Below are 22922 nucleotides of genomic sequence, written 5' to 3'. Positions count from 1 at the left end.
TTTACAGGCGGACAGGGTGAGCAGGGCGGCGGCGGCCAGCAGGCAGGCGATTTTCATGATGCTTCCTTTGCAAGAGTTGTCGCAACGCGAACAGCAGGCGGTGCCAGGGGCAGGGGCCGATGCGGCTAGCGGCACCGGGCCAGCGCAGGCACCGCGCATGAGGCTTGAATTTATTGCAAGAGCGCAGGCGCTTCTGTTCGCTATTTCACCTAGCGGGGCGAATACAGGCCGGGATGCGGGTGCGTGCGCGGGGGGGCACGGGTGTAGGAAGAAATCGGTGGAGTGAATCGGGGAAGGAAGCGGCGAGGGGGAAGGCAGCAGCGAGAAAATAATTCCACATGGAAATATTTTTCACTTTCTTGCTTCTAATGTTCGTTAACGCACAGACCAGGAGGGGGCGCGCTGGCATTCTTTGGTCAGACGCCCTGGATTTGTGGCTTTCTGGCATAAAAATTGCCAAGAATTTAACAATCCGGGCTACCGGTAATCGTTAAAAAAGGAGTATTCAAATGCATGCAATGACTCAGTCTCACGTGAAGAGCGAATTAAAGGCAGCGCACCAGGAACTTCGTAGCCCCGAAAAAGGCTCGCAAATGGTCGAACGTGCAGCACCGATCCCCCCGGAGCGCATGAATCCCATTTCCATGGCACCGATCGAGCGGGTGCGTTCCACGTCCGCCACCCTGCGCCGCATTGAAAACATGCAAAAGCTGATCGGCGAACTGTCGCTGCACGAAATGCTGGCTGACGAAATCGCGTGGTTCCTCAAGTTTTCGCCATCGGGCGCCCGCAAATACATCCGCGACCTGCGCGAAGCGGGCGTGATCGAACTGGCCCGCTACATCGAAGGCACCGCCACCTACCTGGGCAAGGCAGTGTACCAGCTGACCCCCGACCCAGAGCGCGTGCGTGCCTTCCTGGCCGCCATCGTGCAGCCGAAACGCGAAGGCGCGCCACCGCGCAAGGACCGTCCGGGCCTGCGCGAGCAGAGCATGGCAGGCAGCGGCCGCCACTTCCACATCCTGGCCGATGACACGCATTACGCCATCCGCGTCAACCGTGGTCCCGTGACGCGCGATCCGCTCGTGGCTGCCCTGTTCGGCGCGCCGCAGCAAAAGTCGGCCGAGTAAGGCCTGGCCGAGCCGCGCTGAGCGCGGCAGGCGGCCTGCGATGCGCACCGGCCCGGCGCCCCCGTACTGAAGTGCGGTTGCGCGGCCTGGCCGTACATCGGCCGCTGGCGTTGTCAGGCGTTGTGACGTTGTAATAAAAGCCGGGTTGCGATCCGGCTTTTGGCGTTGCCCCCTGCATAGTGGGGTCGTCTGATTGAAAAGACTGCAAGCATCCCCATGTGGGCTGGACTGCCGCCCGCGCCTGCGGGTTCACTTGAAGGAGCTTGTCCTTGTCTGCCTACGCCGCCTCGCTGCCGTTCCCGTCATTGCCCTGCCTGCAACTGCAAGGGAGCGCCGCATGAACCCGCTCCTGTGGATCGCCCTCGTCACGGCCGCCATCGTCTTTTCGCTGTGGTTTCCCCGCTGGCGCTTGAAGCGGGCCCTGGCGAAACCCTTGCCGCCCGAAGGGCTGGCCGTGCTGGAAACGAATATTCCCGTCTACCGCCGCATGCCGGCGCCCCTGCAGGCGCAATTGCGCCGCCTCGTCGTGCAATTCCTGTATCAGAAGAAATTCGTCGGCTGCGGCGGGCTGGAAATCACGGACGAGATGCGCTACACCATCGCCGGCCAGGCCTGCCTGCTGCTGCTCAATCGCCAGACGCAGGTGTACCCGGAACTCGACACCATCCTCGTCTACCCCACGGAATTCATCGTCAGGCGCGATGAAGTGGGGCCGGGCGGCGTCGTCACGCCCTCGGCAAACGGCCTGCTGGGCGAGTCCTGGGGCGATGGCCGCGTGGTGCTGGCCTGGGATCACGTGCAGCGGGGCGCCGCCGACTGGACGGATGGCCACAATGTCGTGCTGCACGAATTCGCCCACCAGCTCGACAGCGAATCGGGCGCCGCGAACGGCGCGCCCTACCTGCCCAGCGTGTCCAGCTACCGCAGCTGGGCCACCGTGCTGTCGCGCGACTTCGACAAGCTGCGCCACGACGCCATGGTCCAGCAGCAAAGCGTGATGGACCATTACGGCGCCACGAATCCCGCCGAATTCTTTGCCGTGGCGACGGAAACCTTCTTTGAAAAGCCGTACCAGATGGCCGAGCACCACGAGGAGCTGTACGCGCAATTGTTGCAGTACTACAAGGTCGACCCCCGCGACTGGATGGCGCCGCCCGTGGAAGCGGAGCACATGGCTCCGCTTTTCCCCAACTACGCGCCGCACTGGTAGCGGTTCTTCAGCCCAGCAGCCGCCGTTTCAGCGCGGGATAGCTGCTGCGCGACACGGGGATGCCCGTGCTCGTGTGCGTGTCGAGCGCGTATTTGCCGCCCGCGCCGATCAGCAGGCGCTTGAAGCCCAGGCTGTTGACGAGGTAGGAGCGGTGCACGCGCAGGAAGTGGGGCGGCAGCAGGGCCATGAGCTTGTCGATGGCCAGGTCGTGAAAGCACTGTTCGCCGCTGCGCAGCACGATGTTGCTGTAGTGGCCGTCGGCCTGCACGTGGTCGATCTCGGCCACGGCGATCCATTCCACGGCGCCCCGCTTCTTCACCGCCAGCGAGGCGGCGCCGGCCTGCCGCGCCGTATAGCGCTGCAAGGCCTTGTGCAGGCGTTCGCGGCTGAAGGGCTTGGCAACGAAGTCGAGCACGCCGAACTCGAAGGCCGTGATCGAGCGCTCCGCGTGGGCCGAGACGATGATGGTCTGGAAGCCGGCGCTGCCCGCCAGGCGCAGCAGCTCATAGCCGTCGGCGCCGTGCAGATGCAAATCCAGCAGCAGCAAGTCGACCTGCTCCTGTCCCTGCCCCTGCGCCAGGGCGGCCAGGGCCTCGTCCACGTTGTCGTGCAGCGTCAGCCGGGCGAGCCTGGCGCCAAAATGGGCGCGCACCTCGCGTGCGAGGCCTTGCGCGATCAGCGGTTCATCTTCCAGTATCAATACATGCATGGCGCCGCCGGCAAGGTAAAGGTGAGGCGCCAGCCCGCCGCATGCCGTTCGCTGGCATAGCGGGCGGCATCGCCGAACACGGCGTGCAGGCTGGCGCGGATGTACTGTTCCCCGAGGCCGCTGCCGGCGTGCGGGCGTGCCGCGCCTTGCGGCAGGGACAGGGTGAGCACCTGCGTCTGCGCCAGCCTGGCGCTGTGCAGCACGAAGCGGGCGCCGTGGCGGTAGCGGTTGTGGCTGAACGCGTTTTCCAGCGCCGTCAGCAGGAGGGCGGGCGGCACGCGGATGTCCGCCGCCGCGCCATCGACCTGCAGGCTGCAGGGCTGCTGCAGCCGCGTGGCCATGATGTCCAGGTAGTTGTGGCACAGGGCCAGTTCCTGCGCCAGGGCAATGCTGGGCTGCTGCGCAAACTCGTTGAGCATGCGCAATTCGGCGCCCAGCGCCTCGATGAATGCTTCGGCCGCCGCCGGCGCCTGGGCATGCAGTTCGCTGATCAGGCTCAGGGAATTCATCAGGAAATGCGGTTGCATGCTTCTGCGCAAGAGCTGGTTTTCCAGCTGCTGCGCGCGCGCCGCGCTGTCCCGTTCGCGCAGCAGCTGCGCCAGCAGCTGGGCGCACAGGGGCAGCAGCAGCAGGCACACCACGACGGCAAATCCCCCCTCGGCAAATTGCCTGTCCGCCAGGCCGAACAGGGCGCACGCCGCCACCGCGATGGCCGTGCCGCTGCGGCTGCCGGGCAGGCGCTGCCGCAGGGCGGCCAGGTTCATGCCCAGGCTGGCCGTCAAGCCGGCGAAAAACATCAGCCGGCACTGGCTGTCGAAATGCGTGGCCAGCGCGCCCGCCAGGGCGATGCCCGGCAGCAGCAGGGCGGCCGCCAGCCAGGCCCGGCGGTAGCGGTAGGCCGCGTGGAAATACAGGGGCAGCAGGGCGGCAAACAGCCAGGTGAGGCCGCTGACGGCATACAGGCGCGCAAGATGCGCGGGATAGGCGTAGCCGGCGATGCCGCGCCAGCTTTCCGCCACCAGCAGCAGGGCGGCGGCCAGGCACAGCGCCGTGAATACGGCCCAGTGCGGGCGGCGCCGGTAGCGCAGGGTCATGCCCAGGAAGAGCAGGGCGATGGCGCCCAGTGCGCCGGCCAGCAGCAGGGGCGGCAGCTTGCGCCACGCCTGCGCCGCCTGGTAGGCTTGCTGCTCCTGCAGCCATAGCGCATGCAGGGGCGCGTCCAGGCGCGCCGGCACCCGTTGCGTCGACAGCCGCAGGCGCAGCTGGTGCGTGCCGGCGGCCAATTGCCGTGGCGCCAGGGGGAAAACGACATCGATGTTGCCCGGGCGTTCGTCGGCCGCGCGGGACGCCGGCTGGCCATTGCTGCCGATCAAGACGCCATCGAGCCACACTTCGCTGGCGGCCAGCGCCGACAGCACCAGCACTTGCGCGGACTCCGGCGTGGCGGCCAGGACCAGGTCGCGTTCGACGCACAGCAGCTGTCCCCGCTTGAGCAGCTGCTGCAGCGGAGCGGCGGGGGCTGCGGGAGCGCTGCCGCAGGCGCGCCAGCCATCGTCGAGCGACAGCCTGGCCGTGCCCATGGCAGGGGAGGGCAGGGCCAGGCAGCACAGCAGCAGGGCGCGGAGGAATGGGGGCATGGCGGGCATTGTAGCTGCTTATTTGCAACATATTGGCGCCCGCCCGTGCCGTTCATGCGCACAGCGTGCATTTCGTGCACGGCCCGCCACCGGCGCGTGAAATCCTTTTACCATGCAGCAGCGCCGCGCAGTGGACGGGGCGATACGGGGGAACGATCGATGATGCAATGCAGTAAATATGACTGGTCCGCCGGCGCGCTCGCGCTGGCGCTGCTATGCGGCCTGGCGCAGGCCGGCTCCGCGCATGCCGCCGGCGCGGCATCGGCACCTTCCGCCGCGCTGGCCGCGCGCCTGGCCGCTTTCGACGGCTGGGTGGCGCAGCGCATGGCCAGGGAACGCATGCCGGGCATGACCATCGGTTTCATGCAGGACGGGGTGACGTGGGTGCAGGGCTATGGCTATGCCGATCTGGAAAACCGGGTGCCGGCGACGCCCCGGTCCAGCTATCGCCTCGCTTCCGTCACCAAGCCCATGACGGCGGTGGCCATCCTGCAGCTGGTGGAGCAGGGCAAGGTCGACCTCGACGCGCCCGTGCAGACCTATGTGCCGTATTTTCCCGTGAAGGCGTTTCCCGTGACGGTGCGCCAGCTGCTGGGTCACCTGGGCGGCATCGACGCCTACCGCAATCCCCAGGCCGAGCAGCATTTCAAGGAACACAAGACGACGCGTCAGTCCATCGCCGTCTTCGAGCAGTTCGACCTGATCGCCGAGCCCGGCACGCGCTACCGCTACACCAGCTATGGCTACAACCTGCTGGGCGCCGTCATCGAAAGCGCCTCGGGCGAAAGCTATGGCGGCTACATGCGGCGCCACGTGTGGCAGCCGCTGGGCATGGACGCCACCGTGATGGACGACCCCGATGCCGTGATCGCCCACCGCGTGCGCGGCTACCGCCTGGCCGGCACGCAGGTGCGCAATGCGGAATTCGTCGACATCAGCAGCCGCTTCTCGGCCGGCGGCACGCGTGCCAGCGTGCCCGACATGCTGGCCTTCGGCCAGGGCATCCACGACGGCAAGGTGCTTTCGGCGGCCAGCCTGGCGGCCATGGTGCAGCCCATGGCCACGCGCGCGGGCCGCCTGACGGACTACGGCATGGGCTGGGAAACGTATCCCACGGGCGGGCGCTACGTCATTTCGCACAGCGGCCAGCAGCCGGAAACGGCGACCTACCTGTTCAGCTTTCCGTCGCGCCGGCTGACGCTTGCCGTCGCAGCCAACCTGGAACGGGTGAATACGGAAGCGTTCGCGCAGCGCCTGTTCGAGGTGGTCACGGGCGAGCCGTGGCAGCTGAAAACCTATGTTGCCGATGCCGCCGCGCAGCGCCATTACCGGGTGGCGCAGGGCCTGTTCGAGGAGGGCCGCGCGTACGCCGAGCGCACGCGGGCACCCTATGCGGACGGGGCCGCCACGCGCGCCGCCTTCCAGCAGATCAACGGGCAAGCCCTGGCGCCCGACGCCGCGGCGGTGCGCCCCTTCATCGACGCGGCCCGCCATCCGGCCGGCGGCCGCGTTTTCCTGGCGGCCGGCGCCGGCATGGCCGAGGCCTTGCGCGCATCGGGCATCGACCTGGACCGGTATTCGCGCGGCGGCGCGCTGGCCTTTGCGCGCGACTACGTGCGGCTGTCGCAAGGCGCGCCGGCCGGCGCGTTGCCCCGCTTCGAGCCTGCCTTCGAGCAAGCCGTCGCGGCCCTGGCAAGCAGCTGGGACGGCACGGGGGCCATCGCCTGGCCGGCGGCGCCCGTTTCCGTCGCCACGCTGGATACGACCTTGCGCGCGGCCTTCCGCGGCCAGCGCGCCTATCCCGATTTCATGCCCGAACTGCTTGAGCTGGCGCAAACCGCGGCTGCGCGGGGCGACGCCGGCGATGCGCTGGCGGCGGGCAGGCTGGCCGTGGCCCTGTATCCGCTCAGCGACGGCGCGCATGCGCTGCACGGCCTGGCCTTGCTGCGCGCCGGCGCCACCGACGCGGCCATCGCCGCGCTGCGCCTGGCGCTGGAACGCGACCCGCTGGGCGCGGCCAGCCCGGCGGCGCTGAACGGCGCAGCCTACCGGCTGCAAGGCGAAGGCGCCATCGGGCCGGCGACGGCCGTGCTGCAGGCGGCCGTGCGGCTGCATCCGCGCGACGCCAACCTGCACGACAGCCTGGGCGAGTTGTATGCGGAGCAGGGGTTGCGCGCGCAGGCCCTGGCGGCGTACGGGCAGGCATTGCGGCTCGATCCCGGCTATCCGGGCGCTGCGGGCGCGAAGGCGGCGATGCGCCAGCTGGGTGGCGAGAGCGCCGTGGCCACGCCATGATGGCGCTTAGATGATTTACGCATAAACAAGGGTGAAAAGATTCCTTTTTGGAAATAAGGGCGCTGCGGTCTAATGGCGGCATTCACAGCCACCCGAGGAATCCCATGCAGACCCGTCTTCATTTCGCCGCACTGTTGCTCACCAGCGTAGCCTTTGTCCAGGTGGCGCAAGCCGACCAGCTGGCCAGCATCAAGGCGAAGGGGGAGCTGGTCTGCGGCACCCTGGGCACGGATGAGCCGAACAGCTTCATCGACGCCAGGTCGCGCGAGCTGGTCGGCTATGAAGTGGACCTGTGCCGCGCCATCGCCAAAAGCCTGGGCGTCAAGCCGGTGGTCAGGCAGCTGGCCGTGGCGGCCCGCATCCCGGAACTGCAGCAGGGCCGCATCGACATCCTGACGGCGTCCCTGACGCACAACAAGGAGCGCGAGGCGCTGATCGACTTTTCCCTGTCCACCTTCTACACGGGCCAGCGCGTGCTGGTGAAAAAGAGCAGCAACATCACCAGCATCGCGGGACTGGCCGGCAAGAAAGTGCTGACCGTCAAGGGCGGCACGCAGGAGCCGAATATCCGCAAGGCCGTGGCCAACGTGGACGTGGTGACGTTCGAGACGGCGGGCCAGGCCTACCTGGGCTTGCAGCAAGGCAAGGGCGTCGGCTATGTCGACGATGAAGTGTCCCTGCTCAACAACTACGCCAAGCTGGGCGCCGCGCAAAAGGATTACCTTGTGCTGCCGCAAAACATCAGCCAGGAAGTCTTTGCCTTCGGCATCCGCAAGGGCGAGAAGGGCTTGAAGACGGCCGTCGACAACGTCCTGCGGGGGCTGGAAAAATCGGGCGAGGCGGAAGCACTGTTCTTCAAGTGGTATGGCCCCACGAGCAACGTGAAATTCCAGAAGCGCACCTTCAGGATCGAATCGGACAAGATCGACGCCTGAATCTTGCCTGACTCTTGCCTGACTCTTCCGCATGTTTGATCTGAACTTTCTGCTGGCCGGCGACTACCGCGACTGGCTGCTGTCCGGCCTGCTGCTGTCGCTGCGCCTGATGGGCATGACCCTGCTGCTGGCCCTGCCGCTGGCGTGCGGCGTGGCCATGCTGCGCCTGGCGCCGTCGCGCCTGCTCAATGCCCTGGGCGCCGCGTATGTCGAGCTGATCCGCAACGTGCCCTTGCTGGCCCACCTGCTGTTCTGGTACTTCGGCGCGCCCGAGCTGCTGCCCCAGGCGTGGAAGGAACGGCTGTATGCCGGCAATATCGAAGCCGTCAGCGCCGTCACGGCCCTGACCCTGTACACGGCCGCCTACATGGCGGAAGACATCCGCAGCGGCATCCGCGCCATTCCTGCCCAGCAATTCGAGGCGGGCCGGGCGCTGGGCTTCGGTTTCCTCGCCACCATGCGCCTGTGCATCCTGCCGCAAGCCTTGCGCCTGGCCGCGCCGCCGCTGCTGTCGCAGACCCTGAACCTGTGGCAAAACACCAGCATCGCCACCGTCATCGGCGTGGCCGAGCTGATGTACCAGACGCAGCGCGTGGAGGCGGCCTCGTTCCGCAGCGTGGACGCCTTCGTCTTTGCCAGCCTGGCCTACCTGGCCGTCTCGCTGGCCTTGTCCGGCCTGGCGGCCCTGCTGCACAGGAAGGTGGCCTGATGCTGGAACTGATCCACGATTACTGGCTGTATTTCCTCGTCGGCCGCTATCCCCAGGGGCCGCTGGGCGGCCTGGCGCTGACGGTGCTGCTGGCCAGCCTGGCGCTGGTGCTGAGCCTGCCGTTGGGCTTGCTGCTGGGCCTGGCCCGCCTCAGCCCGTGGCGCCTGCTGCGCTGGCCCGTGGCCGCGCTGATCCACGTGGTGCGCGGCATTCCCCTGCTGCTGGTGATCTTCTGGGCCTACTTCTTCCTGCCCGGCATCACGGGCCATGAAAGCGGGCAGTTCGGCACCATGCTGGCCGCCCTCGTCCTCTTCGACGGCATCTACCTGGCCGAGATCGTGCGGGCGGGCGTGCAAGCCGTGCCGCGCGGACAGGTGGAAGCGGCCCGTTCGCTGGGCCTGGGCTACCTGGACAGCATGCGCGCGGTGGTGCTGCCGCAGGCGCTGCGCCACATGCTGCCCTCGCTGGTGAACCAGTTTGTCTCCACCATCAAGGAAACGTCGCTGGGCTACATCATCGGCCTGGCCGAGGTGTCCTTCATCGCCTCGCAAATCAACGGCCTCGTGCTGACCAAGCCCGTGCAAGTGTATTTCTTGCTGGGCATGACGTACTTTGTGTTGTGTTTCAGCCTGTCGCGCGCCGCCTTCTGGCTCGAGCGGCGCCAAGCGCGTCTCCTGAAAGCGGCTGCATGATTACCTTTGACAACGTCAATAAATACTATGGCGAGTATCACGCCTTGCGCGACATCAATGAACACGTGGCCAAGGGCGAGGTGCTGGTCGTGTGCGGTCCGTCCGGTTCCGGCAAGTCGACCCTGATCCGCACCATCAACCGCCTGGAGCCTGTCGCGTCGGGGCGCATCGCGGTGGCAGGCCAGGACATCCACGCGCCGGGCCTGGACGTGAACGCCTTCCGTTCGCAGATCGGTTTTGTCTTCCAGCAGTTCAACCTGTTTCCGCACCTCTCCGTGCTGGACAATTGCGCCCTGGCGCCGCAGCGCTTGCGCGGCCTGGGCCGCAAGGAGGCGCAGGAGCGGGCGCTGGCCCTGCTGGAACGGGTGGGCCTGGCGCACAAGGCCCGCGCCATGCCGGCGTCCCTGTCGGGCGGCCAGCAGCAGCGCGTGGCCATCGCCCGGGCGCTGGCCATGCAGCCGCCGCTGATGCTGTTCGACGAGCCGACCAGCGCGCTGGACCCGGAAATGGTGGGCGAGGTGCTGCAGGTGATGCGCGACCTGGCCCGGGGCGGCATGACCATGGTGTGCGTGACGCATGAAATGGGCTTTGCCCGCGAAGTGGCCGACCGGGTCTGGTTCATGGACCACGGGCAAGTGCTGGAGCGGGCCACGCCCGGCGAGTTCTTTGCGCGGCCGCAACATGCACGCGCGCGGCAATTCCTGTCCGATATCCGCAGCCCGTTCGGCGAGCCGGCCTGAGGAAATTCGGCCTGTGTGCGTAAGCGAACGGTATTTCGCCGCCGTCCGGCGCACGCTGGGCCGGTGGCGCGTGGTGCGCCAGCAGCCGACCAGGAGGGCAGATCATGTCACGCATCATTGCAGGTCATTTTCAATTGCAGGAGCAGATCGACGCCGCGCGCGCCGCGCTGAACCAGGCGGGTTTTCCCGACAGCCGCATCAGCGCCTTTTTCGTGAACCAGCCGGGACAGCATGATCTGCACGCGCTCGGCGGCGACCGCGACATGTCGCCGGGCGCCAGGGAAACGCCCGAGGGCGTGGTGGAAGGCGTGGCCGTGGGCGCCGCGGTGGGCGCCGGCATCGGCGCGGCCACCACCCTGGCGACGGGGCCGCTGGGTCCCGTGGTGGGGGCGCTGGTGGGCGCGCACGTGGGTTCGCTGTACAGCTTCAACAAGATGAAGGAGGCGGGCGAGTCCGAAGGCAATGGCGAAAACCGCCACCAGCCCCGCCATCCCGGCATGCTGATCGCCGTGGCGCTGGGCGGGCTCGACGAGCGCGAACGGGCGCTCGAGGCGCTGCACCGGCTGGGCGCCGAGCATATCGAGGAAGCGCAGGGCACGATCGCCAATGGCGATTGGTACGACTTCGACCCGCTCAGCATTCCCGTGCTGGTGGCGTGAACCGGGGCGTCGGCCGCGCACCGTGCATAAATGCCGCGCTGCACGAAATTTAGGTATTATTCTTGTTAGTATGATTAATGAATGCCGACAGGGATAGTTCCGTGCGCCCCAAGCAAGACTGGACCCAGGTGACTGCCCGCAATACTTGCCTCGCATGCTAACGAGTATGGATAGGAGGGCGCGTCATGACACAGGCATGGTTCATTTTGACACGGGCCGACGGGCGCGACATCTGCGCGCCGTCGCCGGCACAGCTGGCCGATGCGCTGGCCGAGGTCTACCGGGGCACGGCCGTCGCACCCGATGGCAGCCCGGCCGCCGTCTTGTTGCGTTTTGGCTACGATGACGGCTTGATGTATCAGGTCGAGGTCGCTAGCGGAGGCGAAGTCACTTTCGAGGAATGGTCGGACCGCGATTGCGAAATCGCCCTGGCCAGCCCGCGCCGCATGTCGGCCCTGCCGCAGGACGATGCCCTGCAGCTGTGGCAGTGGCTCACGCAGCGCCAGGTGGCGAAGATCCGCAGCCAGCCGTGGCAGGGCAGTTAGCCGGCTCCTGCCAGGGCGCGGCCTAGTGCGCCATCAGCACGGGGATCGTCATGCTCTGCAGTATCGTGCGCGTGACGCCGCCCAGGATGGTTTCGCGCAGGCGCGAATGGCCGTAGGCGCCCATCACCAGCAGGTCGGCCGACAGGTCGGCCGCGTGCGACAGCAGGGCTTCGCCGATATCGCCGCGCCGCACGCCCCCGCCATCGAGCAAATGCACGCGCGCGTCCACGCCGTGGCGCGCCAGGTATTGCAGCAGTTCCGCACCCGGTTCCTCGCCGTGTTCGGCCGCATGCACCTGGGCATCGAAGATGGCCACGTGCACCTGTTCGGCGCGCTGCAGCAGGGGCAGGGCGGCGCTGACGGCGCGGCTCGCCTCCTTGCTGGCATTCCAGGAAATGAGCACGTTGCGCGCGGCCGCGGGCGGCGCCAGCAGGGGCAGGGGCGGCGCATACGGCACGATCAGCACGGGCCGGCCCGAATGCAGCAGCACGTAGGCGGGGAAATCGCGCATCACGGACGGCGACTTGTCCTTGGCATTGTACTGGCTGATGACCACCAGGTCCGCGTAGCGGGCCAGCAGGCTGATGCCGCCCGCCGCTTCGTCGTCGACGACGCGCTGCTCGTACGAGGCGACGCCGGCCGAACGCACCTGCGGCTCGAAGCCGTCCAGGGCCCGCGCGGCCCGTTCACGCAGGAAATTCAGGTGCAGCGCCAGGTTCGGATCGGCATCGAGGTCGGGCTGGTTCTGGTACAGCAGGCGCGACACGCCCGTCATGGACACGCCCGTCAGGTGGCCGCCGCACGCTTGCGCGATGCTGGCGGCCGCGTCGATGCGGGCGCCGCGGCTGGCGCTGTCGTCAAGGTGGAGCAACACGGTTTTATACGTCATGGCCTGGCCTCTCGCTGTGGAGTAAGCCCCATTCTGGCACAGACCGGGGCGCCGGCCGCGCACGCATGCGGCCGGCGCGGCGCATCAGCTCATGCCGATGATGATGATGTCGGCGTCGCAGTTACGGTAATGAATCACGATGATGATAATGCGCCGCAATTGCGCCGCTTTTTGCGCCACCTCCTGCAAGGCGCGGTCGGCGCGGTTCTTCATCGTCACCTGGACTTGCGAGGCATCGCTGACGGGGATGCCCATGGCCTTCAGGGCCGCCTTCGGGTTGGCCATCAGGGCCAGCGCATGGCGCGGATCGAGTTCCGCCTGGTGCACCGATTCCACGTCGCTCATGCCCGGATTGATGTCGTTGAACAAGTCCCTCAATGCTGCCGTGTCGTCCTGGATGTCCATCGCGTTCTCCTGTGGTTCATGCCATCAAGCAAGTACCGTCTGGCTTGCCTGCCGGGGTGCCATCACCCCATCCGGGAGTATGCTTTTGCTGGTGTTTGCCGCATGGAGGCAGCGCAGACGGACGCTGCGATATGCAGACTCAGCCTTTGATCTGGCGCAATGCCCGCTGCAAAATGCCCCCTACACTTGATCCCACGCAGAACAACCATAACAAGCGGGGAGAGACGGCAATGAAGGAACAACGAGTAGCGCTCGTCACGGGCGGCATGGGCGGCCTGGGCACGGCATTGTGCCGGCGCCTGCATGACGCGGGCATGGTGGTGGTGGCGGCCCACACGCCGGGCAACCCGCGCGTGGAACACTGGCTCGATGAGCAGCATGCGCAGCAGTACTCCATGCATCCGCTGCCCCTCGACGTGACGGACTTCGCCGCCTGCAGCGAGGCCGTGGCGCGCGTGCTGGCGCAGTTCGGCAGCGTCGACGTGCTGGTGAACAACGCCGGCATCACGCGCGACCAGAGCATGCGCAAGATGGAATTGCCGCACTGGGCCGACGTCATGCGCACCAACCTCGACAGCCTGTTCAACATGAGCAAGCAGGTGCTCGAACCCATGCTGCAAAAGCGCTGGGGCCGCATCATCAATATTTCTTCCGTGAATGGCCAGAAGGGCGCGTTTGGCCAGTGCAATTACGCGGCCGCCAAGGCGGGCGTGCACGGCTTCAGCAAGGCGCTGGCGCTGGAAGTGGCGCGCCACGGCATCACCGTCAACACGGTGTCGCCCGGCTATCTGCGCACGCAGATGGTGACGGCCGTCCCCGCCGAAATCATGGAAACGAAGATCCTGCCGCAGATTCCCCTGGGCCGCCTGGGCGAGCCGGGCGAAGTGGCGGCACTGGTGGCCTACCTGGCGTCGGACGAGGCGGCCTTTGTCACGGGCGCGAACATCGCCATCAATGGCGGGCAGCACATGAGTTGAGCGGGCGTACACGCTTGCAGCAGGGCAATGGAGGAGACCCGCCCGCTCAGCCGGCACGCACGATGCGGGCGAGGGGCGGCAGCAGTACGGCAGTGCAGCAACAGGTGACAAAGGCAGCAAACAGAGGCAGCAAACAGAGGCAGCAAACAGAGGCAGCAAACAGAGGCAGCAAACAGAGGCAGCAAACAAGGGCAGCAAAACAGAGGCGGCAAACAGGGGGCAGGGCAGCGATGCTCTGCCCCTTGTGGCGACGTTGTGGCGACCTTGGGGGCACGACCGGGGCACGACCGGAGCACGGCCGGGGCGTCAGGGCACGCCGCGCCCGGCCTTTTCCAGCCGCGTCTGGCAATCGATGCACAGCCGCGCTTCCGGGCGGGCGTTCAGGCGCGACAGGCCGATGGCTTCGCCGCAGTTGTCGCACAGGCCGTAGCTGCCGTCGGCAAACCTGGCCAGCGCCTGTTTGATGATGGCCAGCTGCGCCAGATTGTGCTCGGCCGCTTCGCTGACGAGGGCGTTCAAGGTGCGCACGCTGGCATTGTCGGCCGGCGAGGCTTCGATTTCATTGAGCAGCGAGGCGCGCGCGTCGGCTTCGGCCATTTCGCTGTCGATCTGCTCTTGCAGCGCCTGCTTGCGCTGCTCCAGCACGCCGCGCAGGCGCTGCAGCTGGTCTTGCGGCAATCCATTCATGGCAGTCACCCGGTAGAGGTCTCCCACCCATCATGGTAGTCCAAGATCGCCATGTCTGCTTGCGCTGGCACCCGCGCCGCGTTTGAGCTGGCGCAGGTGGGTCACGGCGATTCTATGCTGGACTCTTCAGGCAGTTGATCATCCAGGCGACGCCGAACTGGTCTTTCAGCATGCCGAAGCGCTGGGCCCAGAAGGTTTCCTGCAGCGGCATCTGAATGCTGCCGTCGCGCCCCAGAGCGTCGAAAGCCCGTTCCGCTTCCTCCGGCGTATCGAGGGTCAGGCAGACGGAGCAGCCGCTCATGCCTTTGGCGGCATCGCCGGGGCAGCCGCCGTCCGAGCCCATCAGCATGGTGGTGCCCAGCTGCACGGAGCCGTGCATGATCTTGTCATACCAGTTTTCCTTGACCTGTTCCTGGCCCGGCGAACCGCGGAACGGCATCAGGCACAGGTTTTCCCCCTGCAAGTGCTGGCGGTAGTATTCCAGCGCCTGCGCGCAGTTTCCATCGAATTGCAAATATGGTTCGATACGCATGTTGGTCTCCTCTGGTCGCCCCGCCGGCAGGATTGCCATGCGGGGACGTCCCAGTATAGGCGCTCGCCAGCCGAATTCAATCAGTCCGGCGCCATCTCTTGCAGCCGCTCACGCACCTTGCCCAGGGTGCTGAGGATGCGCTCGGGGTTGCCTGCCAGCACGGCGCTGCCCATGTGCAACAAACTCGTGGCCAGGCTGATCCAGTGCCGCACGTCATCGTTGCGGGCTATGCTCAGGCGTACCATGTCGAGCAGGCCGCTGAGCTGGCGCTGCGCCGTGTCCAGGCCCGCCACCGTGTGCCCGGCGGCATCGGCATACAGCTGGTTGGCTTGCTGGCGCAGGGCCACTTCCAGCGCGAAGACGGCTTGCGCCTGGCTGTGCGTGATGCCGTGCTCGCCCTGGCTGGGGCGCTTGCGGATGGCGCGCATGACGGCGCCGTGCAGGGTGACGGCCGCCTGCGACAGGCTGTCGGCCAGCTGTTCCACGCGCATGGCGCTGCTCAGGGCCGCTTCGCGGCGTTCGCTGCCTGGTGATCCGTCCATATTGCCTCCGTGTATGCGGCAGCCAGGCGTGCATGCTCGCGCGCCATCTGTGCCAGTTGCCGGCGCGCCAGCGTATGGCGCAGGCCCGCCAGCCGGTATTCCTCGCTTTTGCTTTGCTGCAGGGTTTTCGCCAGCACCACCAGCAGGCGCTGCTGCGGCGCGTCGGCATACGCGAGGTCCATTTCCAGCAGCCCCAGCACCATGTCGCGTTCGTTGTCGCCGCTCTTGTCGTACAGCATCAGCAAATGCCCGAGGGCGGCCAGCAGGGTTTGCAGGGGCGGGTCGCCGTCGCGCAGCACCTGCGCCAGGCGCGCCTGCTGGCTGGCGCCACCGGCCAGGCGCGACAGTTGCTGCAGCAGGACGGTGTAGGCGCTGACATGGCGGTCGTCGATGCCGCTGCCGGGCCAGGCGCGGATGGCGGTCCCGGCGCCGGCCAGCTCCGGGGCGATGTCGTATGCGTCGGCATGGGCCAGGCGGCCCAGCGCCTGCAGGTACAGCCGCACGGCCTGCGCCACGCGCGCCACGTCCGCCTGCGCGGCGCGGCGTCCCGCATCGAGCTGGCGTTCGCGCGCCTCTTCGGCGGGCGACAGGTAGGGACGCAGGCGCTGGTAGCTGTCCACGTGGCGCCGGGCCAGTTCGCCGAAGGCGTTCAAGGCGTCGCCGCTGGCGGCCAGTGCGCGCACTTGCGCCAGGTCCGCGGGCGGGCTGGCGCAGCCGGACAGCATCAGCAGCAGGCAGGCGATGGCGCCAAGGCGGGCAGGCAGGGAAGACACGTCACCTCGCGATACGATGAAATACTGTATGGAAAGGTATTGTGGTTCCGCCCGGCCCCGCATGCCTTGTGCGGGCGCAAGCGTCGTGCGATCAGCCTGTCGCCAGTTGCTCGCGCCAGCCCAGTCCGGCCACGGTATCGCCGCTGGGGCGGTATTCGCAGCCGACCCAGCCCGTGTAGCCGACCTGGTCCAGCAGCTTGAACAGGTGGCGGTAATTGATCTCGCCCGTGCCCGGCTCGTGGCGGCCCGGGGTGTCGGCGATCTGGATGTGGCGGATGAGGGGCAGCAGGGCGCGGATGGTGTTGCTCAGTTCGCCTTCCATGCGTTGCATGTGATAGATGTCGTATTGCAGGAAGATATTGCTGCGCTGGCAGTCGGCGATGATGTCGGCCGCCTGCTGGCTATGCGTGAGGAAATAGCCGGGCATGTCGTAGTGGTTGATGGGCTCGATCAGCACCCGGATGCCATGGGGACGGCAGGCGTCGGCCGCGAATTGCAGGTTGCCGATCAGGCTTTGCCGCGCCCGCTCCAGGCTCATGCCGGCCGGCACGATGCCCGACATGCAGTGCAGCTGCGTGGCGCCCAGCGCCAGCGCATATTCGAGCCCCAGCGCCACGCCGGCGCGGAATTCCTCGCCCCGCCGCGGATCGCAGGCGATGCCCCGTTCGCCCCGCTCCCAGTCGCCCGGCGGCAGGTTGAACAGGGCCAGCTGCAGCCGATGCTGGTCCAGCTGCGCGGCGATCTGGCGCGCCTCGATGGCATAGGGAAACAGGAATTCCACGGCCCCGAAGCCCGCCTTGCGCGCGGCGGCGAAGCGGTCGAGGAAGGGCAGGTCCGTAAACAGCAGGCTGAGATTGGCGGCGAAGTTCGGCATGGTCTGGGCGCGAAGGGGACGATGACCCTATCCTAGCCCAAATCGGCAAATGGTGGCGTGCATGAAAAAACCGTTCCAGAAACAAGTCCTGAAACGGTTTTTGTCGTCTTTTTGAGAAAGACAAACGCCGCCTGAAAGCGTCGCGAGCGGGAGTGATATGGCGTCGAGTAGCGCAGCCGTACTCAGGTACGGCGAGCAACGCAAACGCCATAGCGCCCCGCGCAGCAGCTTTCAGGCCGCGTTTTAGCGGCCGCGGCCGCCGGAGCGATGGTTGGCCGCCGAACGGGGCGCATTGCCCGAACGGTTGCCGCCGCCGCCCGACGGGCCGGCGCTGCGTGGCTTGGCGCCGCCGCCACCGGTTTTCACGCGCACCACGGCGCCGGCTGGCGCGCGGCTGTTGTTGCGGTGACCGCCGGTGCCGCTGCGCAATTGCACAGGCTGGGCACGTGCCGTCGGGTCCGGTTCAAAGCCGGCGATCACTTCGCGCGGCAGGGTTTGCTTGATCAGCTTTTCGATGTCTTTCAACATTTCGTGCTCATCCACGCAGACCAGCGACACGGCTTCGCCCTTGGCGCCGGCACGGCCCGTGCGGCCGATACGGTGCACATAGTCTTCCGGAATGTTCGGCAAGTCGTAGTTGACGACGTGCGGCAACTGGTCGATATCGATGCCGCGCGCGGCGATGTCGGTGGCGACCAGCACTTGCAGGGTGCCGTCCTTGAACTCGGACAGCGCGCGCGTGCGCGCCGACTGGCTCTTGTTGCCGTGGATGGCCAGGGCGCCGATGCCGTCCGCGCCCAGCTGCTCGACCAGCTTGTTGGCGCCATGCTTGGTGCGCGTAAAGACCAGCACCTGCGTCCAGTTGTTCGACTTGATCAGGTAGGACAGCATCGGGTGCTTCTTGTCGCGGTCGACGGGATGGATCTTTTGCTTGATCACTTCCACGGTCGAATTGCGGCGCGCCACTTCGATCATGGCCGGCTTGTTCAGCAAGCCGTCGGCCAGGGCCTTGATCTCTTCCGAGAAGGTGGCCGAGAACAGCAGGTTCTGGCGCTTCGGCGGCAGCACGGCCAGCACTTTCTTGATGTCGCGGATGAAGCCCATGTCCAGCATGCGGTCGGCTTCGTCCAGGATCAGGATTTCCACTTTCGACAGGTCGACGGTGCCCTGGCCCATGTGGTCCAGCAAACGGCCCGGCGTGGCGACGAGGATGTCGACGCCATGTTTGAGCTGCTTGATTTGCGGGTTGATGCCGACGCCGCCGAAGATCACGGCCGAGTTCAATTTTGTGTACTTGCTGTAGGCGCGCACGCTTTCCTCGACCTGGGCGGCGAGTTCGCGCGTCGGGGCCAGGATCAGGGCGCGGATCGGGCGCGTCGAAGTGTTGCTGGTGATGGCAGCGCCGTTCGCGTCGGTCGACAGGCGGTGCAGCACGGGCAGGGTGAAGCCGGCCGTCTTGCCGGTACCGGTTTGTGCGCCGGCCAGCAAGTCGCCGCCAGCGAGCACGGCGGGAATCGCCTGCGACTGGATCGGGGTCGGCACGGTGTAGCCGTGTTCGGTAACGGCACGTACGATAGCGTCGGACAATCCGAGGGAGGAAAAGGACATGGTAACTTTATTGTGAGATCGGCCTGTCGCCATCGTGGGGCGCCAGTCGCAGGCAATCAGATTAGGGGTCGAAAGACAGCGGCAAGGGGACTGGTCATATGTGCCGCACACGCGAAGTATAACAGCCTGGCAAAAAAGCGTTCCAATTGTTTCAAGTCTGCAAGGCCCGCAGCGGGGCGGGCTGCTCATGCGACACCTGTCGCAAATTCCGCTTGCAATCGTGTGACAATCGTCGCACAATTGCTTCATTCGTCACAAAAGGAGCCGTCATGGCCACGCCATCCGTTACCGAGTTATCGTTATTGAAAGCCTTATGGAAAACCCAGCCCCTGTCCGCGCGGGAATTGCATGCCCGCGTGGAGGACGAGCTGGGCTGGTCGTTCTCTTCCACGCGCAAGACGCTCGAACGCATGCTGGACAAGGGCATGCTGCTCCAGCGCAGCGTGCACGGCGTGCTCGTGTATGAAGCCAATGTGGACAAGGTGGCCACCCTGGCCGCGTTTGCCCACGACTTCGGCCGGCGCGTGATGGAAATCGACAGCCCTTTGCCGGTCAGTATGTTTACCGGCAGCAAGCTTGTCGACCGGGAGGAACTGGCCGAGCTGGAGCAGCTGCTGCACGACTGGCCGCTCGAGCCGAAGGAGTAAGCGATGACGGCCTTGAAACTGCTGCAGGCGACGCTGGCCTGCCTGTTCGCCGGCGTGCTGCTGCAAGGCATGTTGTCGCTTGCGCAACGGCGCTGGCCCCTGCTGGCGGCGCAGCGCGGCGTCTGGCTGGGCGCGCAGCTGGTGCTGGCGGGCGTATTCGTGCTGAGCTGCCTGCCCGACAGCCGCCAGGCCAGCGTGGTGCCGGCCATCCGCGTGCCCGCCGCGCTCGCCCAGCCCGTGCCGGTGGCGCAGCTGTTTGCCGCGGAGCCAGCTGCGCCGTCGCCGGCCGGCGTGCCTGCCGCCGCGGCCTGGCTCAGCTGGCTGGCGCCGGGCTGGCTGACCGTGTATGTGCTGGGCGTGGCCGGCGTGGCATGGCGCCGCTGGCGCGGCCGTGCGAGCGTGCAGGCGCTGCTCGCGCTGGCCCGGCCGCTGGATGCGGCGGCGCACGGCGATTTTGCGCCAGCGCAATTGCAGCAGCTGCGGGCGCAGCGCATCGGCGTGCTGGAAGTCGATGCGCCCGTGTCGCCCATGCTGCTGGGCGTATGGCGGCTGCGCCTGCTCCTGCCCGCGCACCTGGCCGCCTGCACGCCGGAGCAGCGTCAGCTCGTCATCGAGCACGAGCTGACGCATGCGCGCCGCCGCGATCCCCTCATCGGCTGGCTGGCGGCGCAGGTACAGGTGTTGCTGTGGTTTAATCCTGCCGTCCGCTGGATGGGGGGCAGGCTGGGCTGGGCGCAGGAACTGGGCTGCGACCGCCAGGTGCTGGCCGGCCGTCCCCAGTGCCAGCGCCAGCAGTATGCGGCCGCGCTCGTGCGCCAGCTGGGCCTGCAGCAATCCTGGCCCGCCGGCCTCGCCTTCGGCGGCCAGCGCGGCGGCATGGCGGAGCGCATCGTCCGCATGCGCGACACGCAGGCCCGCAGCCTGGGCTGGCCAGCGCGGCTGGCCGTGGCCGTGGTCCTGTGCGGCGTGGGCGCCGCCAGCGTGGGCTTGCAGCCGGCGCTGGCCTGGACCGTGGCCGCGCCTGCAGCCAGCCCGGCCGCCGCCGTCCCCGTGCGGGCGGAAGCGTGGCGCAATCCGCTGGCCAGCATGCGCGTCACGGGTTTCTTTGGCGTCGTGCGCCCCATCACGCAGCGGGGTTTGCGCGGACTGGACCTGGCGGCCAAGCGTGGCACGCCCGTCTTCGCCGTGGACGATGGCATCGCCACGGTGACGCAGGACGACTGGCTGGGCAAGGCCGTGCGCATCGACCACGGCGGCGGCCTCGTGTCGCTGTATGCCCACCTCGACAGCGTCGCCCTGGCCGATGGCGCCGTGGTGAAGGCCGGCGAGCAAATCGGCGCGGCGGGCGATACGGGCCGGGCCACGGGGCCGCACCTGCACTTCCAGGTGCGGCAGGATGGCCGGCTGCAGGACCCGCAAAAGCACCTGGCCGGTCTCGACGCCAACGCTTCGGCGCGTGCCTTGCGCATGCGCAAGGAGCAGTTCGGCCGCTGACGGCGGCATTGCCGCATTGCAGGCCGGGCGGGCGCGCTGCGCCGGCCCGGCCACCCTCCACCTTTCCGGAATCCACCATGCGATTGTGTTTCTTTTTGTGCAGCCTCGCGCTGCCGTTGACGGCGCACGTCCGTGCCGACGATGCCGTCCCTGCTGGCGCCGTCCCCACCGTTCCCAGCGTGACGGTCCATGCCGGCGCGGCGGAGCAGCGGCGCCGCGACACCGTCTCGGCCATCGTCGTCGGCCGCGAGGAATTGCTGCGCCAGGGCGAGCGCAGCCTGTCCGACGCCCTGAAGCGCCTGCCCGGCATTTCCATCGGCGCGCAAGCCGCTGCGGGGCAGGGCGGGCAGCTCCAGCTGCGCGGGCTGGGCCAGGGCTATACCCTGATCATGCTCGATGGCGTGCCCGTGCCGCCCGGTTTTTCGCTCGACGCGCTGGACCCGGAGCTGGTCGAGCGCGTCGAGATCATGCGCGCCGCCACGGCGGAGTTTTCCGCCCAGGCGATCGCCGGTTCCATCAACATCGTGCTGAAGAAGACCTCGCGGCGCCGCGAGCGCACCTTCAAGCTGGGGGCCTCCGGCAGCCATGGCATGCCCGCCGGCAGCGCCACCATGCAGTGGGCGGACGGCGACGGGCGCCTGTCGTATGCGCTGGCCGGCACGCTGGGCCACACGGGACGCCGGGGCCTGTTTGACGAATGGAACCGCGAATACGCGGCCGATGGCGCGCCCACGGTGCTGCGCCATGCGCCGCTTGCCGAGCGCGTCACCACCGATACGCTGGAGCTGGCGCCCCGGCTGCAGTGGGCGCTGGCGGACGAAGGCAGCCTGGCGTGGCAAAGCCTGGTCAACCTGCGCCGCCTGGCCAGCCGCCGCCATGTGCAGGAAACGGCTTACCTCGGCGGCACGAGCGCCTACCCGGACAACCAGGCGGACTTCAGCCAGGACAGCGGCACCGTGCGCAGCGACCTGCACTGGCTGCGCAAGCTGGAACAGGGCGCCAGCCTGGACGTGAAACTGGGCGTCGATCTCAATCACCGCAGCAGCGATTACCTGTTCCAGGGCGCCGGCGCCGGCCCGTCCATCACGCGCTTCGTCGATGCTGGCGTGGACGACGTGGGCATGCATGCCAGTGGCACGTACCGCCGGACCCTGGGCCAGGGGCACACGCTGGCGGCGGGCTGGGATGCGGGGCACCGGCGGCGCACGGAATTTCGCCGCGAACGCCAGCTGGAGCCGGGCATGCTGCCCGTGCTGTCCGACGAGGACTATGCGGCCACCGTGCGGCGCCTGGCCCTGTTCGCGCAGGATGAATGGGAGGTTTCCGCGCGCTGGTCGCTGTCCCTGGGCCTGCGCTGGGAAGCCTGGCGCACGGCCAGCGCCGCGGGCGGCGCGGACCCCGTCGACGTGCGCGCGCAGGTGTGGAGTCCCGTGCTGCACAGCCTGTGGAAGCTGGCCGGCAAGGACCAGGTGCGCCTGGCCGTCACGCGCACCTACAAGGCGCCGCAGATTGTCCAGCTGATTGCGCGCCCCTACACGATCGACAATGGCAACAGCCCCACCATGCCCGATACCCGGGGCAACCCGGCACTGCGTCCGGAACTGGCCTGGGGCCTGGACGGGGCCTACGAATACTATCCGGGCGCGGGCGCCATGCTCGCTGCCAGCGCCTCGCTGCGCAGGATCGGCGACGTGATGCTGGACCGCCTGGCCCGGGAGCAGGGGCGCTGGGTGTCCACCCCCGCCAACAACGGCAGCGCGCAGGTGCGCAGCATCGAGCTGGAAGCGAAGCTGCCGCTGACGGCCCTGCTGGCGTCCGCCCCCGCGCTGGAGCTGCGGGCGAACGTGGCGCGCCACTGGTCCACGGTCGATGCCGTCGCCGGCCCGTACAACCGCCTGGACAGCCAGCTGCCGTGGAGCGCCAACGTGGGAGCGGATTACCGGCCGGCGGGCCGGTCCTGGAGCGTGGGCGGCAACCTGCATTACCAGGCGGGCGGCTGGGCGCGCGAGTCAGGCCAGCTGCTGGCCTGGCAGGGGCCGGGGCGCCAGCTCGATCTCTACGCGCTGTGGACGTTCGGCGGCCGGCTGCGCCTGCGCCTGTCCGGCGCCAACCTGCTGCCGCAGGCCGACCGCACGCGCAGCCTGTATGCGGATGACGGGGGCAGCATGCTGCGCACCGTCGATGCGGGCAGCTACCGCAGCTGGCGCGTGATGCTGGAAGGCGCCCTGTAAGC

23 protein-coding genes are annotated in these 22922 nt (G+C 67.7%); 13 read left to right on the top strand and 10 right to left on the bottom strand.

Going from position 1 to position 22922, the window contains the following annotated elements:
* The first annotated feature begins 629 nt into the window (after window positions 1-629).
* Window positions 630-1130 carry a winged helix-turn-helix domain-containing protein gene (locus EBS11_RS23210; protein ID WP_223278908.1) on the top strand — a complete coding sequence of 167 codons (501 nt, stop codon included), beginning with the start codon at window positions 630-632 and terminating at the stop codon, window positions 1128-1130.
* Window positions 1131-1467: 337 nt separating this feature from the next.
* Complete coding sequence (locus EBS11_RS23205; protein WP_290606882.1) at window positions 1468-2340, top strand: M90 family metallopeptidase; 873 nt, start codon at window positions 1468-1470, stop codon at window positions 2338-2340.
* A 7-nt stretch (window positions 2341-2347) separates the two neighbouring features.
* Here EBS11_RS23205 and EBS11_RS23200 read toward each other — a convergent pair whose 3' ends face one another.
* Together EBS11_RS23200 and EBS11_RS23195 are read right to left on the bottom strand one after the other, a co-directional pair.
* Window positions 2348-3049, bottom strand: coding sequence for a LytTR family DNA-binding domain-containing protein (locus EBS11_RS23200; protein ID WP_290606880.1), 702 nt, complete (start codon window positions 3047-3049; stop codon window positions 2348-2350).
* Complete coding sequence (locus EBS11_RS23195; protein WP_290606878.1) at window positions 3037-4686, bottom strand: sensor histidine kinase; 1650 nt, start codon at window positions 4684-4686, stop codon at window positions 3037-3039. The genes EBS11_RS23200 and EBS11_RS23195 overlap by 13 nt, the downstream gene beginning before the upstream one ends.
* Before the next feature lie 159 nt (window positions 4687-4845).
* Between EBS11_RS23195 and EBS11_RS23190 the strand changes: the two genes are divergently transcribed.
* The 7 genes from EBS11_RS23190 (at window position 4846) to EBS11_RS23160 (ending at window position 11261) form a co-directional block, all read left to right on the top strand.
* Window positions 4846-6981 carry a serine hydrolase gene (locus EBS11_RS23190; RefSeq protein WP_290606876.1) on the top strand — a complete coding sequence of 712 codons (2136 nt, stop codon included), beginning with the start codon at window positions 4846-4848 and terminating at the stop codon, window positions 6979-6981.
* A gap of 104 nt (window positions 6982-7085) precedes the next feature.
* Window positions 7086-7916 carry a transporter substrate-binding domain-containing protein gene (locus EBS11_RS23185; protein WP_290606875.1) on the top strand — a complete coding sequence of 277 codons (831 nt, stop codon included), beginning with the start codon at window positions 7086-7088 and terminating at the stop codon, window positions 7914-7916.
* A gap of 31 nt (window positions 7917-7947) precedes the next feature.
* Window positions 7948-8625 carry an amino acid ABC transporter permease gene (locus EBS11_RS23180; RefSeq protein ID WP_290606873.1) on the top strand — a complete coding sequence of 226 codons (678 nt, stop codon included), beginning with the start codon at window positions 7948-7950 and terminating at the stop codon, window positions 8623-8625.
* Window positions 8625-9317, top strand: coding sequence for an amino acid ABC transporter permease (locus tag EBS11_RS23175; protein ID WP_290606871.1), 693 nt, complete (start codon window positions 8625-8627; stop codon window positions 9315-9317). The genes EBS11_RS23180 and EBS11_RS23175 overlap by 1 nt, the downstream gene beginning before the upstream one ends.
* Entirely contained in the window at window positions 9314-10057 is a 744-nt protein-coding gene (locus EBS11_RS23170) for an amino acid ABC transporter ATP-binding protein (protein WP_290606868.1), read from the top strand. Before EBS11_RS23175 ends, EBS11_RS23170 begins: the two co-directional genes overlap by 4 nt.
* 104 nt (window positions 10058-10161) lie before the next feature.
* Entirely contained in the window at window positions 10162-10716 is a 555-nt protein-coding gene (locus EBS11_RS23165; RefSeq protein WP_290606866.1) for a glycine zipper domain-containing protein, read from the top strand.
* Between the two features lie 185 nt (window positions 10717-10901).
* Window positions 10902-11261, top strand: a complete 360-nt coding sequence (locus tag EBS11_RS23160) for a hypothetical protein (protein WP_290606864.1) — start codon at window positions 10902-10904, stop codon at window positions 11259-11261.
* Between the two features lie 22 nt (window positions 11262-11283).
* Here EBS11_RS23160 and EBS11_RS23155 read toward each other — a convergent pair whose 3' ends face one another.
* Both EBS11_RS23155 and EBS11_RS23150 read right to left on the bottom strand, forming a co-directional pair.
* Window positions 11284-12150 (bottom strand): universal stress protein, encoded by an 867-nt coding sequence (locus EBS11_RS23155; protein WP_290606862.1) that lies wholly within the window; start codon window positions 12148-12150, stop codon window positions 11284-11286.
* An 84-nt stretch (window positions 12151-12234) separates the two neighbouring features.
* Complete coding sequence (locus tag EBS11_RS23150) at window positions 12235-12555, bottom strand: hypothetical protein (RefSeq protein WP_290606860.1); 321 nt, start codon at window positions 12553-12555, stop codon at window positions 12235-12237.
* A gap of 230 nt (window positions 12556-12785) precedes the next feature.
* Here EBS11_RS23150 and phbB point away from each other — a divergent pair, with 230 nt between their 5' ends.
* Entirely contained in the window at window positions 12786-13532 is a 747-nt protein-coding gene (gene phbB / locus EBS11_RS23145; protein ID WP_290606855.1) for an acetoacetyl-CoA reductase, read from the top strand.
* 306 nt (window positions 13533-13838) lie between these two features.
* Here phbB and EBS11_RS23140 read toward each other — a convergent pair whose 3' ends face one another.
* The 6 genes from EBS11_RS23140 to EBS11_RS23115 form a co-directional block, all read right to left on the bottom strand.
* Window positions 13839-14219 (bottom strand): TraR/DksA C4-type zinc finger protein, encoded by a 381-nt coding sequence (locus EBS11_RS23140; RefSeq protein WP_290606854.1) that lies wholly within the window; start codon window positions 14217-14219, stop codon window positions 13839-13841.
* Between the two features lie 112 nt (window positions 14220-14331).
* On the bottom strand, window positions 14332-14751 hold the full coding sequence (locus EBS11_RS23135) for a VOC family protein (protein WP_290606852.1): 420 nt from the start codon (window positions 14749-14751) through the stop codon (window positions 14332-14334).
* Between the two features lie 80 nt (window positions 14752-14831).
* Window positions 14832-15293 carry a hypothetical protein gene (locus EBS11_RS23130; protein ID WP_290606850.1) on the bottom strand — a complete coding sequence of 154 codons (462 nt, stop codon included), beginning with the start codon at window positions 15291-15293 and terminating at the stop codon, window positions 14832-14834.
* The gene (locus EBS11_RS23125; RefSeq protein ID WP_290606848.1) at window positions 15251-16066 is read right to left on the bottom strand and encodes a hypothetical protein; all 816 of its coding nucleotides are present in this window, start codon (window positions 16064-16066) and stop codon (window positions 15251-15253) included. Before EBS11_RS23125 ends, EBS11_RS23130 begins: the two co-directional genes overlap by 43 nt.
* A gap of 91 nt (window positions 16067-16157) precedes the next feature.
* Window positions 16158-16940, bottom strand: a complete 783-nt coding sequence (gene otnI / locus EBS11_RS23120; RefSeq protein ID WP_290606846.1) for a 2-oxo-tetronate isomerase — start codon at window positions 16938-16940, stop codon at window positions 16158-16160.
* 243 nt (window positions 16941-17183) lie between these two features.
* Window positions 17184-18548: a DEAD/DEAH box helicase gene (locus EBS11_RS23115; RefSeq protein WP_290606841.1), complete on the bottom strand. Its 1365-nt coding sequence runs from the start codon at window positions 18546-18548 to the stop codon at window positions 17184-17186.
* A gap of 269 nt (window positions 18549-18817) precedes the next feature.
* On the opposite strand from EBS11_RS23115, the gene EBS11_RS23110 reads away from it, so the two are divergent.
* From EBS11_RS23110 to EBS11_RS23100, 3 genes are all read left to right on the top strand, one after another.
* A complete protein-coding gene (locus tag EBS11_RS23110; RefSeq protein ID WP_290606839.1) occupies window positions 18818-19195 on the top strand; it encodes a BlaI/MecI/CopY family transcriptional regulator in 378 nt (125 codons plus the stop codon).
* Window positions 19196-19198: 3 nt separating this feature from the next.
* Window positions 19199-20689: a M23/M56 family metallopeptidase gene (locus tag EBS11_RS23105; RefSeq protein WP_290606837.1), complete on the top strand. Its 1491-nt coding sequence runs from the start codon at window positions 19199-19201 to the stop codon at window positions 20687-20689.
* A 77-nt stretch (window positions 20690-20766) separates the two neighbouring features.
* Window positions 20767-22920 (top strand): TonB-dependent receptor, encoded by a 2154-nt coding sequence (locus EBS11_RS23100; protein ID WP_290606835.1) that lies wholly within the window; start codon window positions 20767-20769, stop codon window positions 22918-22920.
* Window positions 22921-22922 lie beyond the last annotated feature (2 nt).

The organism is Janthinobacterium sp., assembly GCF_009923995.1.
Lineage (GTDB): Bacteria > Pseudomonadota > Gammaproteobacteria > Burkholderiales > Burkholderiaceae_D > Janthinobacterium.
Note: the sequence above shows the minus strand (reverse complement) of the source record. Positions and strands in the feature narration are given on the sequence as shown.

Coding starts and splice junctions, on each gene's coding strand:
- EBS11_RS23210 (WP_223278908.1), top strand. CDS start 630: ATGAATCCCATTTCCATGGCACCGATCGAGCGGGTGCGTTCCACGTCC.
- EBS11_RS23205 (WP_290606882.1), top strand. CDS start 1,468: ATGAACCCGCTCCTGTGGATCGCCCTCGTCACGGCCGCCATCGTCTTT.
- EBS11_RS23200 (WP_290606880.1), bottom strand. CDS start 3,049: ATGCATGTATTGATACTGGAAGATGAACCGCTGATCGCGCAAGGCCTC.
- EBS11_RS23195 (WP_290606878.1), bottom strand. CDS start 4,686: ATGCCCCCATTCCTCCGCGCCCTGCTGCTGTGCTGCCTGGCCCTGCCC.
- EBS11_RS23190 (WP_290606876.1), top strand. CDS start 4,846: ATGATGCAATGCAGTAAATATGACTGGTCCGCCGGCGCGCTCGCGCTG.
- EBS11_RS23185 (WP_290606875.1), top strand. CDS start 7,086: ATGCAGACCCGTCTTCATTTCGCCGCACTGTTGCTCACCAGCGTAGCC.
- EBS11_RS23180 (WP_290606873.1), top strand. CDS start 7,948: ATGTTTGATCTGAACTTTCTGCTGGCCGGCGACTACCGCGACTGGCTG.
- EBS11_RS23175 (WP_290606871.1), top strand. CDS start 8,625: ATGCTGGAACTGATCCACGATTACTGGCTGTATTTCCTCGTCGGCCGC.
- EBS11_RS23170 (WP_290606868.1), top strand. CDS start 9,314: ATGATTACCTTTGACAACGTCAATAAATACTATGGCGAGTATCACGCC.
- EBS11_RS23165 (WP_290606866.1), top strand. CDS start 10,162: ATGTCACGCATCATTGCAGGTCATTTTCAATTGCAGGAGCAGATCGAC.
- EBS11_RS23160 (WP_290606864.1), top strand. CDS start 10,902: ATGACACAGGCATGGTTCATTTTGACACGGGCCGACGGGCGCGACATC.
- EBS11_RS23155 (WP_290606862.1), bottom strand. CDS start 12,150: ATGACGTATAAAACCGTGTTGCTCCACCTTGACGACAGCGCCAGCCGC.
- EBS11_RS23150 (WP_290606860.1), bottom strand. CDS start 12,555: ATGGACATCCAGGACGACACGGCAGCATTGAGGGACTTGTTCAACGAC.
- phbB (WP_290606855.1), top strand. CDS start 12,786: ATGAAGGAACAACGAGTAGCGCTCGTCACGGGCGGCATGGGCGGCCTG.
- EBS11_RS23140 (WP_290606854.1), bottom strand. CDS start 14,219: ATGAATGGATTGCCGCAAGACCAGCTGCAGCGCCTGCGCGGCGTGCTG.
- EBS11_RS23135 (WP_290606852.1), bottom strand. CDS start 14,751: ATGCGTATCGAACCATATTTGCAATTCGATGGAAACTGCGCGCAGGCG.
- EBS11_RS23130 (WP_290606850.1), bottom strand. CDS start 15,293: ATGGACGGATCACCAGGCAGCGAACGCCGCGAAGCGGCCCTGAGCAGC.
- otnI (WP_290606846.1), bottom strand. CDS start 16,940: ATGCCGAACTTCGCCGCCAATCTCAGCCTGCTGTTTACGGACCTGCCC.
- EBS11_RS23115 (WP_290606841.1), bottom strand. CDS start 18,548: ATGTCCTTTTCCTCCCTCGGATTGTCCGACGCTATCGTACGTGCCGTT.
- EBS11_RS23110 (WP_290606839.1), top strand. CDS start 18,818: ATGGCCACGCCATCCGTTACCGAGTTATCGTTATTGAAAGCCTTATGG.
- EBS11_RS23105 (WP_290606837.1), top strand. CDS start 19,199: ATGACGGCCTTGAAACTGCTGCAGGCGACGCTGGCCTGCCTGTTCGCC.
- EBS11_RS23100 (WP_290606835.1), top strand. CDS start 20,767: ATGCGATTGTGTTTCTTTTTGTGCAGCCTCGCGCTGCCGTTGACGGCG.